Genomic DNA, 17,299 nt, shown 5'->3' with positions numbered 1-17,299 from the left:
CACCTCCATAAACCTATTTTATATTCACATTTTTACTTGAAGAGCCTTCAAATAAAGTATTATTTTCACTATCTTTAACTATAACTTTATAGTTATACATATCCGCTACTGGATTTTCTTCTATTTGCTTTTCTTCATATAAAATAACATCCCCAATGCTTGAGTATATCTTAAACTTAGAATAATTATTATCACCACTTATTAATTGAATTTCTACTATTTCTTCTGTGTTATTTTTGAATTCTATGTTTACATTTCGAGAAAATCCTTCTTTAATATATAAAACAATAGTATTATTATCTGCTTTCGTTTTATTAACAGTTACTAAAGGTGTAGATTCATTTTTTTTATATACAATTAGGTTATTTGAGTTCTTATCTAATTCCATTATTAATTCATTTGAAACAGCATAACTATTGTCAGGGTTATCTTCTATTTTAATTACATTGTTGTTACTACTATCTCTAAGAAAATTAAGTATAAAAGCTGCATTATTATTTTTATCTAGGTTATTTACATTTTCATATTGAAAATTCAAATCCTTTTCTAGCTTAACTTCAACATTATAAAGATTGTCATCTTTTCCTGCTGACTCAGAAGCACCTCCATATATAGTTCTATCAAAGCTTCCTTTAAAGGTATTCCCAGTTGAATCCGCCTTTAAATCCTGAATTATTTCATCCCCATCTAAAAGTTCAAAATATTTTTTTCCAGTATCATTCTTTAAAGTTATTTTATCGTAAGCCTTTAGCTCTTCTAAAACCTTTTGTCCAATATAACTTGCTTTTTGTCTGTACTCTGCACTTATATTATTTTTTAAGCTAGACATTACTAAACCTGATAAAGGCACTATTAATATTGATAAAAGGGCAACACTAATTATTACCTCAATTAATGTCATCCCTTTCTTTGCTTTTACTTTATTATTTTTCATATTAACACCTACTTCTTAGTAACATTTACAGTATTACCTTCACTTGTTACTGAAACTCTAGGATTTGAAGTATCATCATCTTTAACTATGATTTCAACCTTTTTAGATGTATTATTAACTACTTTTAACTTTATTCCTGAATTGTCTGAGCTTTCTCCCCTTTTTTCACTCATTATTTCAAAAACTATATCATCAGATTTTGAGGTAAACTCTTTCCCCTCTGAAGAATTGTCTTTAGGATAATATGAATCAGCTGTTTTATACTTATAATATGTTTTTCCTTCTGCTTCATCAAAGATTATTTCCACTTCTTCAACCTTATCATTATCTGAATAAATATAACTTTCCCTTGATTCATCCTTAGCTCTACCAATAGTTACTGTAGGTAGTTCAGATAAAGATGATCTTAGCATCATCACAAAATCATTAATATCTTCTTTATTGTTTTGTTCCTCTATAGTAGATGCATAAGCTCCACTTGCTTCTCCACTACTAAATAAAATTTCTTTTCCATATACATTGTTTAATGTCCAAAGTAAATATTGCATGTCTTCATCTGATAATTTAGGCACTGCATGGAATTCTAAGTTCATGCCTCCAGTTAGCTCTTCTTGTGATTTTGATGATATTGATATATTAGTAATTACTATTTTTCTCTCATAGTTTTGTACTGATGATATGAACTTTTTTAAGGCTTCATAGCTTCCTGAAAAATTTATTGCAACTTTAAGTTGTTCTGATGTTGCACCATTTTGTTCAGGTGATACTTCTTGAGAATCTTGAGATGCTTGTCCTCCATTACTTTCAGTAGATGTATTATTTTCGTTATTAGCTTCTACATTACTACTTTCATCTTTTGTTACATCTCCTGAATATTCATCTACTATGGCTTTTAATGAACTTTCTTCCTTTTGAATTTCTGGTGATACCATTTTTTCTACAGATGATACTTCTATAGGGCTAAATGCAATATTTCCCTTAAGACAACTATCATTTAGTAATTTATCTAGTTCAATTATTATTTTTTCTTGCATTATTGTTGGGTATAAATTTTTAGATTTATCAAGAACTGTTGATTTTAATATCTTTAAATTTTCTTCTTTAGAATCTAGATTTGATATATTCTCCATTACATCTTCATATCTTTGTTCAACTTGATTTTTTTCAGTTCTTTTAGTAGCTAATTTCCCAACTTGCTTAGTATAGATAAATTGATAATAAACAAAACATATTAATACAGTTAATAAAATTCCTATTAAATATTTTTCTCTCTTACTTATATTCATTTTACTCAACATCCTTTAATACACATTTTATATCAAAAGTATAAATTTCATCCCCTGATATTCCCCCAATATACCCATCTTGTATATTATCTAGTTTCTTTAAGTTATGTTCTATTTCCCCTATTGCAACTCTACTTGTTGAAACAGCTTGAATAGAAATTTCTGTATTAGTTATGTTTATACTATTAAATGTTACTTCCGTTGGTAATGTTGCACTCAATTTATCTAATAATTCTGTGGTTACAACTTCTCTAGTTTTTAATGAACCTACTATTTTACTAAGCTCATTATCATATCTATTTAAGATATCATCTTTTCTACTAATATCATCCCATTTAGCTATCTTTTCTTTGATATCCTCTTGATTTAACTTTTCATTATAATTTTTTATCTTACTATTTAATAAAATTATATTTGTACTATTCCAAGCCAAGCTTCCAACTATAACTACAGATAAAAAACCTACTAAGGAGTAAACATAAATATTCTTATTTTTTTGTTCTTTTTTCTGACCTTGATAAGGTGCAAAAAAGTTCATATCTTTTATCATATAATGTCCTCCTTACAATCTTATAATTGCGCCTATGGCATTTAAATATTGACCAAGATTTTCATTTATTAAATCCTTAGATGTTATATCTATATTTCTTATTTCATCTATTTTAACAGTATCAATTGATAACTTACTTTTCATATATAAATTAATATTATTTAAATTTGATAAGCCTCCATAAATATATATTTTATCTATACTTGTATTAGATTTATTACTATAGAATTGCAGTATTCTTTCTAATTCTTCTAATATTTCATCAACAGCTTTTTTTATAGTTATGTTTGAAATATCTTTATCATCATCACTCAAAAGATTTCCTTCCTTTATCTTTATAGATTCTGTTGATTTTATTGACATATTCAAGCTTTGGCTTAAGGCATAATCTATATTATCCCCACCAGACTTTATCATTCTTGTAAAATCTAATTTACCATTTTTAAATATTGCCACATTAATAGAGGTTGCTCCCATATCAACAAAAGCAACAGTACCTCCCATAACTTGTCCATTATTTGATGTGTAATCAGCATAATTAGCTATCTTATTTACAGAATTATAAGTTACATCTAATGCATATGGATTTAACTCTAATGAATTTACTACACTGTAATATGCAAAAGCCATTCTTTCTGGAAATGAAGTTACATTTATTTTTAGCTTTGCTCCTGCATCATCAACAATTTCATCTAAAACTATAAATTGAATTATGTAATCATCTAAATTTATAGGCAAATATTGTTGTATTTCATATCTAATTACAGTTTCCATTTCATCTTCTTGAACTAAAGGTATTACAATATCTCTATTTATTATTGAAGATGAATTAGTTGTAAACACTACATCCTTAGCTTTTATACCGTTTTCCTTTATTATAAAATCCAAAACATCTATAACACCTTGAAGATTCATTACTTTTCCATCTGCAATACATCCTTCAGGCGTTGGTATTTGAATTGCTTTACTTAAACTAAACCTATTTTTTTGAAACTTACCTTCCACTAATTTTATAGAGTTAGTTCCTAAATCTATAGATAAAACAGCCTTTGATCTTTCTTTAGACTTACTTTTCTTTTCAGTTTTATTTCCTTCATAAGAAGAATTCAAATTCTCAGAGTTTTCCTTCTTAAAAAACTTTCCTATGTCTTTTACATCCATACTACTTATTTCTTTTAACTTTGATAAATTGAACTTTTTACTTGGCATTAAATCACCCCACGATACAATTTATAATGGACAATGGATAATTGATAATTAAGGTTGATTTTTAGTTGATCTAAAAATCTTTTGTATGGGCAAAATGCAGATTTTGTCTGCATTTTGCTTTTATTATATTAAGTATAATCTTATTATGGAGTTGTTGTAGCTACAACTTCTGGAAATAACTTTGTACCATTTGCTTTAGAATAAACCTCTACATTTCCATTTTTTACTATAACAAAAAATTCAGAACCCTTATCATACCCTTCAGTCTTTGGAATATTTTGTAAATAATCAGAAATGATTTTTCCATTTCCAGTTGAAGATGCACTAACTTTATCTCCTGTTGTATCGTTATTTACAGTTCCTTCTGAAATAAGATAAGTAGCTGCATTTGCTATAGTCTTCGCATTCGCTATATCTGATTTGATTGCTGCATTCTTTCTTACTTCCCCAAACTTAGGAATAGCAAAAGCTGCTAATATAGCTATAATTGCTATAACGATGATAAGTTCGATAAGTGTAAATCCTTTCTTTTTTTTCTTGTTTTTTAAATTTTTAACCATGTAAATTCCTCCTTGATTTTTTAATTTATATTAAATCTTTCAATTTAAATCATTTTAAATATATATTTAAGATTAAAATAATTGCTTTATCTTTTATTTTTTCAATTGTAATTTAAATGCAAATATAAGTTGGCGAAGATAAATAGACTGTGAAATAAGCATATAGCCAGTAGTTAGAAGTACTTGGTGAAGGAAGAACTACTATGCCTTAGTGTTGCTTACTTGTTTTAGCGTAGCGAGTTAACCAAAACTCTTGGCATAGTAGTTCTTACAAGCCTAGTACTTCTTCACGCAGCTATTTAGCTTATGTAACATACCTAGTTATCGCAGCCCTTATATTCACAATTTATTACATCTGTGTATACATATTAAACATCGGTAGCATTATTGAAATTACTATTCCTCCAATAACTACTCCCATAATGACTATCAACAATGGTTCTATCATTGATGTAGTTGTTTGAATGGCTTGTTCAACTTCATCATCATAGAAATCTGCTGTTTTGTTTAAAATATCATCTAGTGAACCTGATTCTTCTCCTATTTTTATCATTGATGAAAGCATTTTAGGGAAGATATTATTTTCTCTTATTGGAGCACTTAAGCCATCTCCTCTTACCACTCTTTCTCTTATTTTTAAAATTGTATCTTCTGCTATTTTATTTTCTAGCACTCCTGCAACTGTTGGCAAGGCATGTACTAAAGACACTCCAGATGCTAGTAAAGTAGATAATGTTCTTGTAAACCTTGAAACAATTATCTTTTTATTTAAAGCCCCTATTATGGGAAGTTTTAACTTTAACTTACTTATATTCACTATTCCACTTGGACTTTTTTTGTAAATATTAAATAGTATAACTATAATTGCTACAGCTATTAATATAAAAATTAAGTTATTGCTTAAAAACTTACTTGTCCCAAGCATTATTTTTGTTATTAAAGGAAGTTCTATTCCCTCTCCTTCAAACATTTCTACAAATGTCGGCATAACAAATGTCATAATAAACACAACAGCTACCACAGCTACTATACTTAAGATACTTGGATATGTCATGGCTGATTTAACCTTATTATTAATCTTATTTTCTTTTTCAAAATGTACAGACATTCTAAGCATCATTTCATCAATATTTCCACTAACTTCGCCAGACTCTACCATACTTATTAAAAGCTGTGGAAAATACTTTTTATGTTTCGCCATTGATTCTGATAAAAGTTCTCCTTTTTTAACATCATCTTCTATTATAGATAGAAGTTCTCTTAACTTTTTATTGGGAATTTCATTAGACAAGATATTTAAACAAGTAGTTATTGTAACTCCAGCATCTAGCATTGTGTAAAATTGTCTACAGAAAATTGCTAAATCCTTTGTTGTTACTCTTTCAAAAAATTTAAACTCAATTTGTTTACTTTCAATTATTTCTTCTATTATTAGGGGATAATATCCACTTGAAGTTATCATATTTATTACATCATCTCTGGAACTCCCTTCAAATTTTCCTTCTATCTTAGTTCCATCATTTTTCATAGCCCTATATTTAAATTTTTTCATAACTTCTTATCACCCCTTATATATCCCTTAATAAAGTTATAGTTGCAAGTTCTTCTATAGTAGTTATTCCATCCAAAACTAGCTTTTTACATTCATCCGCAAGTGTTGTCATTCCATGTTTTATAGATATATCCTTTAAGATATTTGCATCCCTAGTTCTATTTATTGCATCTCTATGTTCTCTTGTTATTTCCATTATTTCATATACACCTATTCGACCATTATACCCAGTATTATTACAATGGCCACATCCCTTACCCCTATATAATTTTAAGGTATCATTATTTCTTATATTAAATGTATGTTTTTCGTAATCTGAAGCTATATATTCTTCTTTACAATTGTTGCATATTTTTTTTACTAATCTTTGAGCAATTATTCCAGAAATTGAAGTTGCAACTAAGTAAGGTTCAACTCCCATATCAACTAATCTAGTCATAGATGATGGAGCATCATTAGTGTGGAGTGTGCTTAAAACCAAATGTCCTGTAATAGCTGCTTTTATAGCTATTTGAGCAGTTTCCTCATCTCTTATTTCCCCTATCATCACTATATCTGGATCCTGTCTTAAAATACTCCTAAGTCCACTAGCAAATGTTAATCCAGCCTTAGTATTTACATTAACTTGATTAATACCATTTAATGTATATTCAACAGGGTCTTCTATTGTAACTATATTTACATTGTTAGAGTTAAGTTCACTTAAAATTGTATAAAGAGTTGTGGATTTTCCACTTCCTGTTGGTCCAGTAACAAGTACTATTCCATGAGGGCTAGATACTATATTATCTAGCTTCTTAAGATTATCTTTACTTAAACCAAGCCTTTCTTTACCTAACCTATAATTATCCCTATTTAAAATTCTTATAACTACTTTTTCACCATTTACAGTTGGTAAAATGGACACTCTAAGATCTACATCTGTCTTTCCAACCTTAGTTATTATTCTTCCATCTTGAGGTATCCTTTTTTCGGCTATATTTAAATTTGCAAGTATTTTTATTCTAGTTATTAATGGTGCTAAGCTTTCTATTCCAAGAGTATTTATAGTTGTAAGCTCACCATCAATTCTATATCTTATTCTTATTTCCTTTTCATATGGTTCTATATGTATATCTGATGCCCTCATTTCAATTGAATTTCTAAATAAATGCTCTATCATTTTCACAACTGGAGCATTTTTTACATCATCAATTTCTTCAACATCTAACGATATACTTTTTGACTCTAAAGTTTCCTTTAACAGTTCTTCTGCCGCCTTGTTAACTTCTTCAGTACTATAATTTATTTGAACAAATTTATGAATGTCTTTTTTAGGTGCAATAAATGTCTTAACGCTTAAACCTGTTGATATAGAAATATCATCTATTGCAAATATATTTAATGGATCTGCTAGTGCAACCATTATTTTTTCTTCTTCAAATCCAAATGCTATTAAATTATATTTATTACAAAGATTTTGAGGTACTATCTTAATGGCCTTTTTATCAAAATTAACATTATTCAAATCAATTTTCTTAATTCCAGTTTGAGTTTCTATAGCATCTATAATATCTTCTTCTGAAACAATTCCACTTTCAATTAGAACTTCACCTAATTTTTTACCTAAAAGCTTTTGTGCTTTTAATGCATTTTGAAGTTGAAAAGGAGTTATTTTTTCTGCCATTACTAAAATATCTCCAAGTCTTTTCTTTTGAACTATAGCCATAAACTCCGCTCCTATGTTTAATTTTAATTTTATTTGTTAAAAAATTTCCTTTTTTGACCATTTAGTTTACTTATTTTAATATTAATATAGCTATATTGCTTTTTCAATCAGAATATAAACTTAAATTAAATTCACTTTTTAAAATAAAAAATTTAAATATAACGACAATAATTCCTTTCCTATGAAAATGTACACAATTGAACCAATAGCTATGTATGGTCCAAAAGCAATTTCTGATTTTCTATCCTTTAATTTAAATAATAATATTATTGCTGCTACTAATCCCCCTAGAATAACAGCTATAAATAAACTAACTAAAATACCTTTAATTCCTAAAAAAAACCCACAAAATCCTGCAATCTCTGCGTCACCTTGTCCCATCCCTTTTGTGACTATTACTATCAAATATATAATTCCATATCCAATAACTCCACCTAATAGATTATTAACAATACTTGCATCTTTAGTATATAATCCTATTAATATATAAATAGCAGCAAGTACTACTCCAAAAATAGTAGTAGATGAATATATATATTTACACTCTAAATCTATATAAGATATAACAATTAATAAAGAAGTTAAAAGACTATAAAATACAAAATTTAAACTTAGCCCAAATTTTAGAAATATTAATAAATATAGCACTCCATTTAGTAGCTCAACCAAAGGATATTTTATAGATATCTTTTCCCCACATTTTCTACATTTTCCTTTTAAAAATAAATAACTTATTATTGGAATAAGATCTATTGCTTTTAGTTCATATCCGCAACTTGTACAATGAGACGGCGGAAAAGCAATGGATTCCTCTCTAGGTATTCTATAAATGCATACATTTAAAAAACTTCCTATACACAACCCTATTATTAATATCAAAATTTCCATAATAACCTCCTTAAAGTTATAAACTAATATATTTATTTGTCATTATATAAGCATTTCTTTTGCGCTTTTAATTTTAAACTTTTTAAGAATTAAATAAATGAATTATACTATTGAATTATATTATACTTATAAGTTATATAATGAGTTTTAAAACCCTCATGTTATTCAAATATTATCCATTAATTGTATTTTTTAGTCAATATTAAATTTTTATTTCGGTTATAAAACAAAAAAATCGGATAAAAGTACTATTTTATACTTAATATCCGATATCTTTATATTTAATATAAGCTAAATTCCCCTAATTCTCTTTTATTACCCTTAAAAATTGTCCATCTTTATTGATTTCAAAGTCTAATTCATTATTTATAATTTGATTTGCTTCTTCTATAGTTAAATCTTTTATTTTATTTAAATCTTCTGGATTATTTATGTATTTATTTATTGAATCTAGCTTTTCCTTATTATTTGCTTCTATAGTTTTTATAGAGTCTGTATTAGAAAATTCAACTTTATCACTTATTTCAGTTGTTTCTACTGCTAGAACAAATTCCCTCATAATAGATTTTACTTCAGCCTTTTTTGAGTCAATAGAATACTTTTTAAAACTAGGTACTAATATAGCTACTAATATTCCTATTATTACTACTACTGCAATTAAATCAAATATAGTAAACTTACCCTTTCTTTTTCTATTCATATTACCTTCCATATTGTACCTCCAAAGTTTTTTCTTTATTCCTCTTTTTGTTTATTATACATTATAAATTATAATATCTTAATGCACTTAAAATCAATATAAAGGTTATATTTATTATATATCAAATATATTTTGAATTAACTTTAAAATCTTGAACTTTAAAATCTTGAACTTTGTACTATTTTAAACATAAAAAAAGGAACTTAGAATCCCTAAGTTCCTAAATTTAAAATTTATTAGTACATTCCGTCCATTCCCATTCCTGGTGCTCCTGGCATTGGAGCTTCTTTTTGAGGAATTTCAACAACAGCAGCTTCTGTTGTTAAGAATGTTGATGCTACTGACGCAGCATTTTGAAGTGCTGATCTTGTAACCTTAGTTGGATCTACTATACCAGCTTTAATCATGTTTACATATTCTCCATTTAATGCATCATAACCCATTCCAGCTTCACAGTTTTTAACATGTTCTATAATAACTGAACCTTCAACACCTGCATTAGTTGCAATTTGTCTCATTGGTTCTTCTAATGATCTTGTTATTATATTAATACCAACTTGTGTATCTGGAACATTTGAAGTTACCTTAGCTACTTCATTAATTATATTTGCATAAGCAGCACCACCACCTGGTACTATACCTTCTTCAACAGCTGCTTTTGTTGCTGCTAAAGCATCTTCTATTCTTAATTTCTTTTCTTTTAATTCTGTTTCTGTTGCTGCACCAACTTTAATTACTGCAACTCCACCAGCTAGCTTAGCTAATCTTTCAGTTAATTTTTCTTTATCAAATTCTGAAGAAGTTTCTTCGATTTGAGCTTTTATTTGTGATACTCTTTCTTTAATAGCTTCACTATTTCCTCTTCCATTAACTATTGTAGTATTTTCTTTTGTAACTTTGATGCTTTCACATTGTCCAAGCATATCTAAAGTCACTTCTTTTATGTCTATTCCAAGCTCTTCTGATATAACTGTTCCACCTGTTAATATAGCTATATCTTGAAGCATTTCTTTTCTTCTATCTCCAAAGCCTGGAGCTTTTACAGCTACACATGTGAAAGTTCCTCTTAATTTATTAACTACTAATGTAGTCATTGCATCGCCTTCAACATCTTCAGCTATTATAAGTAATTTCTTTCCTTGTTGAACTATTTGTTCAAGTATTGGAAGTAACTCTTGAATATTTGAAATCTTTTTATCAGCAATTAATATTAATGGGTTGTCTAAAACTGCTTCCATTTTTTCTGTATCAGTTACCATGTATGCTGATACATATCCTCTATCAAATTGCATTCCTTCAACAACGTCTAATTCAGTTCCCATTGATTTTGATTCTTCAACAGTAATAACGCCTTCATTTCCTACCTTTTCCATAGCATCAGAAATTAGCTTACCTACTTCTTCATCAGCTGCTGAAATAGCTGCAACTCTAGCTATATCTTCTTTACCGTTAACAGGCTTAGAAATCTTCTTTATTTCTTCAACAGCCTTATCTACAGCCATTTTAATACCATTTCTAATTAGTATTGGGTTTGATCCAGCAGTAACATTCTTTAAGCCTTCTCTTATAATTGCTTGTGCTAAAAGAGTTGCTGTAGTAGTACCATCCCCTGCAACATCATTAGTCTTAGTTGCAACTTCTTTAACTAATTGTGCTCCCATATTTTCATATGGATCTTCTAATTCAATTTCTCTTGCTATAGAAACACCATCATTAGTTATAAGTGGTGCTCCAAACTTTTTATCTAAAACTACATTTCTTCCTTTTGGTCCTAATGTAACCTTAACTGTATCTGCTAACGTATCAACACCAACTTGCATTGCTCTTCTTGCGTCTTCACTAAACTTAATCATTTTTGCCATTATTCTTTCCTCCCTTATTCAACTATTGCTAAAATATCATCTTGTTTTAAAATAGTATATTCTTCACCCTCAACCTTAACTTCTGTACCTGCATATTTTGAATAAAGTACTTTATCTCCAACTTTAACTTCCATTGCTATTCTATTTCCATCAACTATAGCTCCTGGTCCAACAGCTACAACTTCTGCCTCTTGTGGTCTTTCCTTTGCTGTCCCTGTTAAAACTATTCCACTTTTAGTTGTTTCTTCTGCTTCTAACTTCTTTATTACTACCCTATCTGCTAGTGGCTTAATGTTCATAAAAAAATCCCTCCTATTTATATCTATAAATTTAATTACCCTTTTATATTAGCACTCACCATAGATAAGTGCTAACAAATTTATGATAATCTTTTAGTTTGTATTTTTCAAATGTTACCTAATATATTATTACCCTATATATTATAAATATTACCACTTCTCATTAATTATTTTCCATTTTCTCAAGCTTTTATTTATTTTCTTCATTTTATACATGTATTTATTTAAATTATTTTTTCATTTAATTCAAATTCTTTTTCTTTGACACAGAATCCTAAAAATATCCAAAATATTGGTGCTACCATTATTACACTAATATTAAAAAATGATTGTACTAAATACCCTATTAGCGTTAGTAAGAGTAACTTAGATAAATCATTTCTAATACTTTTAATCAGATTATATATTATTACTCCAATTAATAATAGGTAAGCTATTAAATTAAATATCCCATTACTAACTGCATATTCTAAAAATTCATTATGTGATTTATCTATATAAGCACCATGCTTATTTATATACTCTCTATGACTTTCACTATACTGTGAATCCAATCTATATTTTAATGTATCAGGCCCCCACCCTATAAACGGATGATCTTTAAATGCATTCCATGATATGTTTAATATTTCAATTCTACCACTATCCTCAACTTTTGTTATACCAGTTTCATCAATTACAATGCTGTTAGTTGCACGCCCAATAATCTTACAATTAGTAGATAAATTTAATAATAAAAAAATACTTAAAAATGATATAAATACAACCACTGATTTTTTTATTCTCTTTTTATCTTTTATTATAAAAATTAATCCAATAAGTGAATAAACTAAAAAAGCTAGCCACCCACTACGAGTTAATGTAGTGATTAATGACCCAAATAATATAATTGAATATATTAAATATCTTTTTCCTTCATAAAAAATATAAATTGCCATACTTATAAATAAAAATATACATAAATATGATGAAAAAAAGTTTCTATTTCCTATCATTCCAATAGAATCACTTACTGATATAAATCCAAACATCCAAAACTGTACAGGATCTATGTTATAAAATTGAAGTATCCCATATATACCCATGACACATGAAGAAATTAATACTAGATTTATAAGTTTTTCATTTATAACAAAATATTTAGAAGATAGTATAAAAAGTAGAATATAAATGCAATACATTACGAAGCCTTCATTCCGTTGAATATTGCCAATAAAAGCTACATATTTCTGTGGTGATAATATACTTGGAATTAACATAGTTAACATAAACACTAATGCTATCTTATGCTCAATATTAAATTCTGTTACCTTTAATCCAATTAATGCAATAATAGAAATTACACCAACTACGTAAAGAAATATCATCTTACCAATTACATATCTAGGTGATGATACATTTACAACTATGAATGGCATTATAACTATCACAGAATATAAGATTATGTTCACTAAAATTTTAAAATCAATTTCTTTTGTAAGAGCTCCCCTTACTTTTTTATTTATACTTTCCATCCTAACACCCACTGGTAGAGATTGCGAAAATAAAGCCTACGATAACTTATATTTTCCCACTTCAAACCATTAAACTAAGAATTATCCTCATTAATGATATGTATTAAATTGGAGATTTTATTATAATGAGAAACTACAATTCTTATTTAAGATATCTAAGATGGCGTTAAGAATTTTTATTGTCTGAGCGCAGCGAGTTATAAAAATTTAGTCATCTTAGATATCTTAAATTTAGAATTGTATTCGAAATTATATAAAAATCGGAAAGTTAATACATATCATTAGGTTTAATTCTCAATTTATAACTATCTTTCTAAGTTTACATTCTTATATTCATCAAGGGTTTCATTATCTATTACAGCTTTCTTTGTAGCTTGAGCATTTATCTTATTGAAAACACCTTTAGCCTTAAATGGTGTCACTAGGGCTCCTGCCCCATTTATACAACCACCTTCACACATCATACCTTCAATAAAGTTCCCTTGTAATTTACCTATTTTTGCCATAGTCATTGTTTTCTTTATTTCTATTCCTCCAGATACTTTTACTGGATTAAAGTTTACTTCTAACCCTTGGCTTCTTATATAATTTTCTATAGCTGCAGTTAATCCTCCATGTGCTCCGAATCCTCTTCCATATATAGAAGCATCATCAACTACATCTTCATCACAACTATCTATATCTACTTCAAAAGCACTAAATAATGCTAGTAATTCTTCAAACGTTAAAACATAATCTACTGCATCCCTTACAGATTCTCTAACAGCTTCACTCTTTTTAGCAGTACATGGTCCAATAAATACAACTTTTGCATCTGGATCATTATGCTTTATAAATCTTGCTGTTGCTATCATTGGAGAAACTGTACCTGATACTTTTTCTACTTCTGATGGGAACATCTTCTCTACATAACTTAAGAAACCAGGGCAACAAGAATTTGTCATATAATTTTGTCCATTTTCTAATCTTTCTAAAAATTCTCCGCTTTCATGAACAGTCACAGCATCTGCTCCACAGGCTGCTTCAATCATATCTACAAAACCTAATTTCTTAATTGCATTTTTTATTTTTCCATATGGCGTTTTTGCTCCAAATTGACCAGTTATAGCAGGTGCTACTACAGCATACATCTTTCTTCCTCTTGCAAGCCTCTTTGCTATAGGAACTATTAAGCTCTTATCAGAAATAGCTCCAAAAGGACACGCGCTCATACAACTTCCACAATTAACACATGTTTCTTCCTTTATCATTGCTCTTCTATCATCTGGATTTATATCTAAAGCTCCTGTAGGGCATACTCTCTTACAAGGTCTCATAACTTCTGCAATTGCATCATAAGGACATGCCTTTTTGCACATTCCACATTCCTTACAAATTTCTTGGTTTATGTATGCTCTTCCAGCAACATAAGTTATAGCTCCAAAATTACAAGCCTCATGACATTTATGAGCTAAACAATTTCTACAAGAATCTGTAACACTGTATTTATTTATTGGGCATCTATCACAAGCTGCTTCAATAACGTATATTATTTGATCATCTTCTTTGATATCAACAAATTCATCTTCCACATTATCTCCATTAGCTAAATATCCTGCAGCCAATTTTGCTCTTTCTAAAACAATAGCTCTTTCCTTATATACGCAACATCTATACATAGCTTTATCGCCCTTAATAATTTCATAAGGAATCTTTTCTATTGATTCTGTGGTTAAATTACCATCTTTAGCTAACTTAGCAACTTCTGTTAGCACCTCATGCTTAAGTTTCTTTAACTGAGTTTCAAATTGAAACATACCAAAATCCTCCTATCTAATAAAATAAAACCAATACTCCCCAGTACCATTATACCAGTAAATTTATACCAATTCGTTAAATTCTAAATATTCTGAAAATTATTTTGGATAAAAACACTTATATATGAAAGAAAATAATATGTCAGCATACGCCTTCATATTATTTCCTCTCAAATACATTATTACATTTTTGTCTAAAAGCTAATTTAATTAAGCTTTTCCATTACTTCCACAAACCATTATTTTATGAGAAACTATATTCTTCATTGCTTCTTTCCCAGGTGTCATATATTTTCTTGGGTCATTAGCATCTGGATGATCATTGAAGAATTTTTTTACTGCATCAGAAAATGGTATTTTTAAATCTGTTGCTACATTCACCTTACATATTCCAAGAGAAATTGCTTTCTTTACTAAATCGTCTGGTACATCTGATGCCCCATGTAAAACTAGAGGAACATCTACCATATCTCTTATTTCCTTTAATCTATCAAAATCAAGCTTTGCGCCACCCTTATATAATCCATGCGCTGTTCCTATTGCTATTGCTAATGAATCTATTCCTGTTTTCTCAACAAATTCTTTTGCTTGCTTTGGATTAGTGTACATAGCATCTTTTTCATCTACTACTAAATCATCTTCTTGTCCACCTAATCTTCCAAGTTCAGCTTCTACTGTAGCATCAAATTTATGAGCATATTCAACTACTTCTTTGACAATCTTTATATTAGTTTCATAATCTGAATGTGATGCATCTATCATTGTTGATTTGAATCCTAAATCTACATAATGCTTTATTTCTTCTACATCTTCAAAATGATCTAAATGTATAGCTATTGGAATATTATATTTTTCTGCTGCAACCTCTGCCATAGATACTATATATTCTCCACCTGCATAAAGTATTGTTGATGGTGTTCCCGCTAAAATAACTGGTGATTTTAATTCAGCTGCTGTATCTACAACTACTTGTAGAGTTTCTAAGTTATGAATATTAAATGCTGGTACAGCATATCCTTCTCTTTGAGCTTTTTTTAACATTTCTCTTGTTGATAATATTTTCATAATCTACCTCAACTCCTATTAATAAATTTTTATATTCTGTCTTCTTGATTAAATTCATCTTTAGTTTTTGTTTTCATAAAAAAAGCTTATTTATTATATTTATGAATGACTACACCTTTAACAACTCTGTTAACTGTTCCATCAGGTCTTGGATTGTCAGGTGAAATTCCTAATTTAAGTGAATTAAATAATCCAAACATTTGTCCAAATAACATATAATTAAATACTGTATAAACTTCAGGAATTACTTGTCCATCTATTTCTATATATTTATCACATATATTATTTAACTCTGCATTCTTTTCATAACTTATTACAGCTAATTTATGATTTCCTGAATCAGAGTTTATTTCTCTAATAAGGTCCATATCATAAAGATTTGTGTATTTATTAGTAGAATTCATAAATATCACTAAAGTATTATCATTTATTATTGATTTTGGGCCATGTCTAAATCCTAATACTGATTCACAAACTGTAGTTATTTTACCACTAGTTAGCTCTAGATTTTTTAAAGCCATTTCTTGGCATAATCCTTTTAATATACCTGATCCTAAATAAACTACTCTTGATGCATTTAAATCAACTAACTCCTTTATATCCTTCCACTTATTGTTTAAAATTGAATTTCCTTGATTAATCACTATATCTAAATATTTTTTATTTTCTTCTAAATTATTAATATCAAATACTAATAATGATGCTAATAGCATACAGCTAAAAGAACTTGTCATTGCAAAACTCTTATCATTTGAAAGCTCAGGCATTAATATACAAAGGTTGTTATTACTTCCTTCTGCTTTCTTAGCAAGCTCTCCATCCTTATTACATGTAATTACTAACTGTGATATATCTTTTACATTTTCCTGAAATAAATCAAAAGCTCCAACACTTTCAGGACTGTTTCCTGATCTTGCATATGATACTAAAATTGTTGGTATATCTTCTTCAATAAATTCATAAGGATTTGATACTAAATCTGTTGTAGCAATTGCTTCTACTCTTAAGTTTAATTTTTTTGCTAAATATAGATAAATTGTATCTCCAACATAATCTGAAGTTCCTGCTCCAGTTAAAATTATTCTAGTATTATCTTTTAATCTTCTAGTAAAAAAACTTTTTATTTTCTCTTCATTTTCTTTTATTATATTGTACGTTTCTCCCCATAACTTAGGTTGCTGACTTATTTCTGTAGCTGTATAAGTTGCCCTAAGCCCCTTAAGTTTTTCATTGTCCATTCCAAAAAACATTTTAATACCTCCTGCACCTGTTAATGTAATCATTAATATTCATGTTATTTTTTATTTTTATCATTTAATGTACACTTAAAATTACCCACTATAGATATATTCACATGTACTTTATTACCTATCACC

General features: G+C 28.3%; 15 protein-coding genes. All 15 read right to left on the bottom strand.

The window, feature by feature from the left end; genetic code table 11:
• Nucleotides 1–13: 13 nt before the first annotated feature.
• The 15 genes from NSA50_RS05725 to NSA50_RS05655 all read right to left on the bottom strand — a co-directional run bounded on the left by NSA50_RS05725 (nt 14) and on the right by NSA50_RS05655 (nt 17,173).
• A complete protein-coding gene (locus NSA50_RS05725; protein WP_257443637.1) occupies nt 14–934 on the bottom strand; it encodes a type IV pilus modification PilV family protein in 921 nt (306 codons plus the stop codon).
• A gap of 8 nt (nt 935–942) precedes the next feature.
• Nucleotides 943–2,220 carry a type 4a pilus biogenesis protein PilO gene (locus NSA50_RS05720; protein WP_257443635.1) on the bottom strand — a complete coding sequence of 426 codons (1,278 nt, stop codon included), beginning with the start codon at nt 2,218–2,220 and terminating at the stop codon, nt 943–945.
• A gap of 1 nt (nt 2,221) precedes the next feature.
• Nucleotides 2,222–2,770 carry a PilN domain-containing protein gene (locus NSA50_RS05715; RefSeq protein WP_257443633.1) on the bottom strand — a complete coding sequence of 183 codons (549 nt, stop codon included), beginning with the start codon at nt 2,768–2,770 and terminating at the stop codon, nt 2,222–2,224.
• A 12-nt stretch (nt 2,771–2,782) separates the two neighbouring features.
• A complete protein-coding gene (gene pilM / locus NSA50_RS05710; protein ID WP_257443631.1) occupies nt 2,783–3,979 on the bottom strand; it encodes a type IV pilus assembly protein PilM in 1,197 nt (398 codons plus the stop codon).
• A gap of 143 nt (nt 3,980–4,122) precedes the next feature.
• A complete protein-coding gene (locus NSA50_RS19740) occupies nt 4,123–4,539 on the bottom strand; it encodes a prepilin-type N-terminal cleavage/methylation domain-containing protein (protein ID WP_306813905.1) in 417 nt (138 codons plus the stop codon).
• Between the two features lie 349 nt (nt 4,540–4,888).
• The gene (locus NSA50_RS05700) at nt 4,889–6,091 is read right to left on the bottom strand and encodes a type II secretion system F family protein (protein WP_257443629.1); all 1,203 of its coding nucleotides are present in this window, start codon (nt 6,089–6,091) and stop codon (nt 4,889–4,891) included.
• Nucleotides 6,092–6,107: 16 nt separating this feature from the next.
• Nucleotides 6,108–7,799: a GspE/PulE family protein gene (locus NSA50_RS05695; protein ID WP_257443627.1), complete on the bottom strand. Its 1,692-nt coding sequence runs from the start codon at nt 7,797–7,799 to the stop codon at nt 6,108–6,110.
• A 138-nt stretch (nt 7,800–7,937) separates the two neighbouring features.
• On the bottom strand, nt 7,938–8,687 hold the full coding sequence (locus NSA50_RS05690; protein WP_257443626.1) for a prepilin peptidase: 750 nt from the start codon (nt 8,685–8,687) through the stop codon (nt 7,938–7,940).
• A 301-nt stretch (nt 8,688–8,988) separates the two neighbouring features.
• Nucleotides 8,989–9,399, bottom strand: a complete 411-nt coding sequence (locus NSA50_RS05685; protein WP_257443625.1) for a type IV pilin protein — start codon at nt 9,397–9,399, stop codon at nt 8,989–8,991.
• Between the two features lie 224 nt (nt 9,400–9,623).
• Nucleotides 9,624–11,249, bottom strand: coding sequence for a chaperonin GroEL (groL, locus tag NSA50_RS05680; protein ID WP_195266670.1), 1,626 nt, complete (start codon nt 11,247–11,249; stop codon nt 9,624–9,626).
• A gap of 14 nt (nt 11,250–11,263) precedes the next feature.
• Nucleotides 11,264–11,548 (bottom strand): co-chaperone GroES, encoded by a 285-nt coding sequence (gene groES, locus NSA50_RS05675; protein ID WP_008680972.1) that lies wholly within the window; start codon nt 11,546–11,548, stop codon nt 11,264–11,266.
• A gap of 224 nt (nt 11,549–11,772) precedes the next feature.
• Nucleotides 11,773–13,062 carry an O-antigen ligase family protein gene (locus NSA50_RS05670; protein WP_257443622.1) on the bottom strand — a complete coding sequence of 430 codons (1,290 nt, stop codon included), beginning with the start codon at nt 13,060–13,062 and terminating at the stop codon, nt 11,773–11,775.
• Between the two features lie 305 nt (nt 13,063–13,367).
• Nucleotides 13,368–14,858, bottom strand: a complete 1,491-nt coding sequence (locus NSA50_RS05665; protein WP_195429929.1) for a 4Fe-4S dicluster domain-containing protein — start codon at nt 14,856–14,858, stop codon at nt 13,368–13,370.
• Nucleotides 14,859–15,068: 210 nt separating this feature from the next.
• Nucleotides 15,069–15,926, bottom strand: a complete 858-nt coding sequence (locus tag NSA50_RS05660; protein WP_308463892.1) for a tagatose bisphosphate family class II aldolase — start codon at nt 15,924–15,926, stop codon at nt 15,069–15,071.
• An 83-nt stretch (nt 15,927–16,009) separates the two neighbouring features.
• Nucleotides 16,010–17,173: an SIS domain-containing protein gene (locus NSA50_RS05655; RefSeq protein ID WP_257443617.1), complete on the bottom strand. Its 1,164-nt coding sequence runs from the start codon at nt 17,171–17,173 to the stop codon at nt 16,010–16,012.
• Between the last annotated feature and the right edge of the window lie 126 nt (nt 17,174–17,299).

This window comes from Clostridium mucosae (assembly GCF_024622765.1).
GTDB lineage: Bacteria > Bacillota > Clostridia > Clostridiales > Clostridiaceae > Clostridium.
The sequence above is the reverse complement of the archived record's forward strand: the minus strand, read 5'-3'. Positions and strand labels throughout refer to the sequence as shown.

Excerpts from the sequence above, each read along its gene's own strand:
- NSA50_RS05725 (WP_257443637.1), bottom strand. The coding sequence starts at position 934 with ATGAAAAATAATAAAGTAAAAGCAAAGAAAGGGATGACATTAATTGAG.
- NSA50_RS05720 (WP_257443635.1), bottom strand. The coding sequence starts at position 2,220 with ATGAATATAAGTAAGAGAGAAAAATATTTAATAGGAATTTTATTAACT.
- NSA50_RS05715 (WP_257443633.1), bottom strand. The coding sequence starts at position 2,770 with ATGATAAAAGATATGAACTTTTTTGCACCTTATCAAGGTCAGAAAAAA.
- pilM (WP_257443631.1), bottom strand. The coding sequence starts at position 3,979 with ATGCCAAGTAAAAAGTTCAATTTATCAAAGTTAAAAGAAATAAGTAGT.
- NSA50_RS19740 (WP_306813905.1), bottom strand. The coding sequence starts at position 4,539 with ATGGTTAAAAATTTAAAAAACAAGAAAAAAAAGAAAGGATTTACACTT.
- NSA50_RS05700 (WP_257443629.1), bottom strand. The coding sequence starts at position 6,091 with ATGAAAAAATTTAAATATAGGGCTATGAAAAATGATGGAACTAAGATA.
- NSA50_RS05695 (WP_257443627.1), bottom strand. The coding sequence starts at position 7,799 with ATGGCTATAGTTCAAAAGAAAAGACTTGGAGATATTTTAGTAATGGCA.
- NSA50_RS05690 (WP_257443626.1), bottom strand. The coding sequence starts at position 8,687 with ATGGAAATTTTGATATTAATAATAGGGTTGTGTATAGGAAGTTTTTTA.
- NSA50_RS05685 (WP_257443625.1), bottom strand. The coding sequence starts at position 9,399 with ATGGAAGGTAATATGAATAGAAAAAGAAAGGGTAAGTTTACTATATTT.
- groL (WP_195266670.1), bottom strand. The coding sequence starts at position 11,249 with ATGGCAAAAATGATTAAGTTTAGTGAAGACGCAAGAAGAGCAATGCAA.
- groES (WP_008680972.1), bottom strand. The coding sequence starts at position 11,548 with ATGAACATTAAGCCACTAGCAGATAGGGTAGTAATAAAGAAGTTAGAA.
- NSA50_RS05670 (WP_257443622.1), bottom strand. The coding sequence starts at position 13,062 with ATGGAAAGTATAAATAAAAAAGTAAGGGGAGCTCTTACAAAAGAAATT.
- NSA50_RS05665 (WP_195429929.1), bottom strand. The coding sequence starts at position 14,858 with ATGTTTCAATTTGAAACTCAGTTAAAGAAACTTAAGCATGAGGTGCTA.
- NSA50_RS05655 (WP_257443617.1), bottom strand. The coding sequence starts at position 17,173 with ATGTTTTTTGGAATGGACAATGAAAAACTTAAGGGGCTTAGGGCAACT.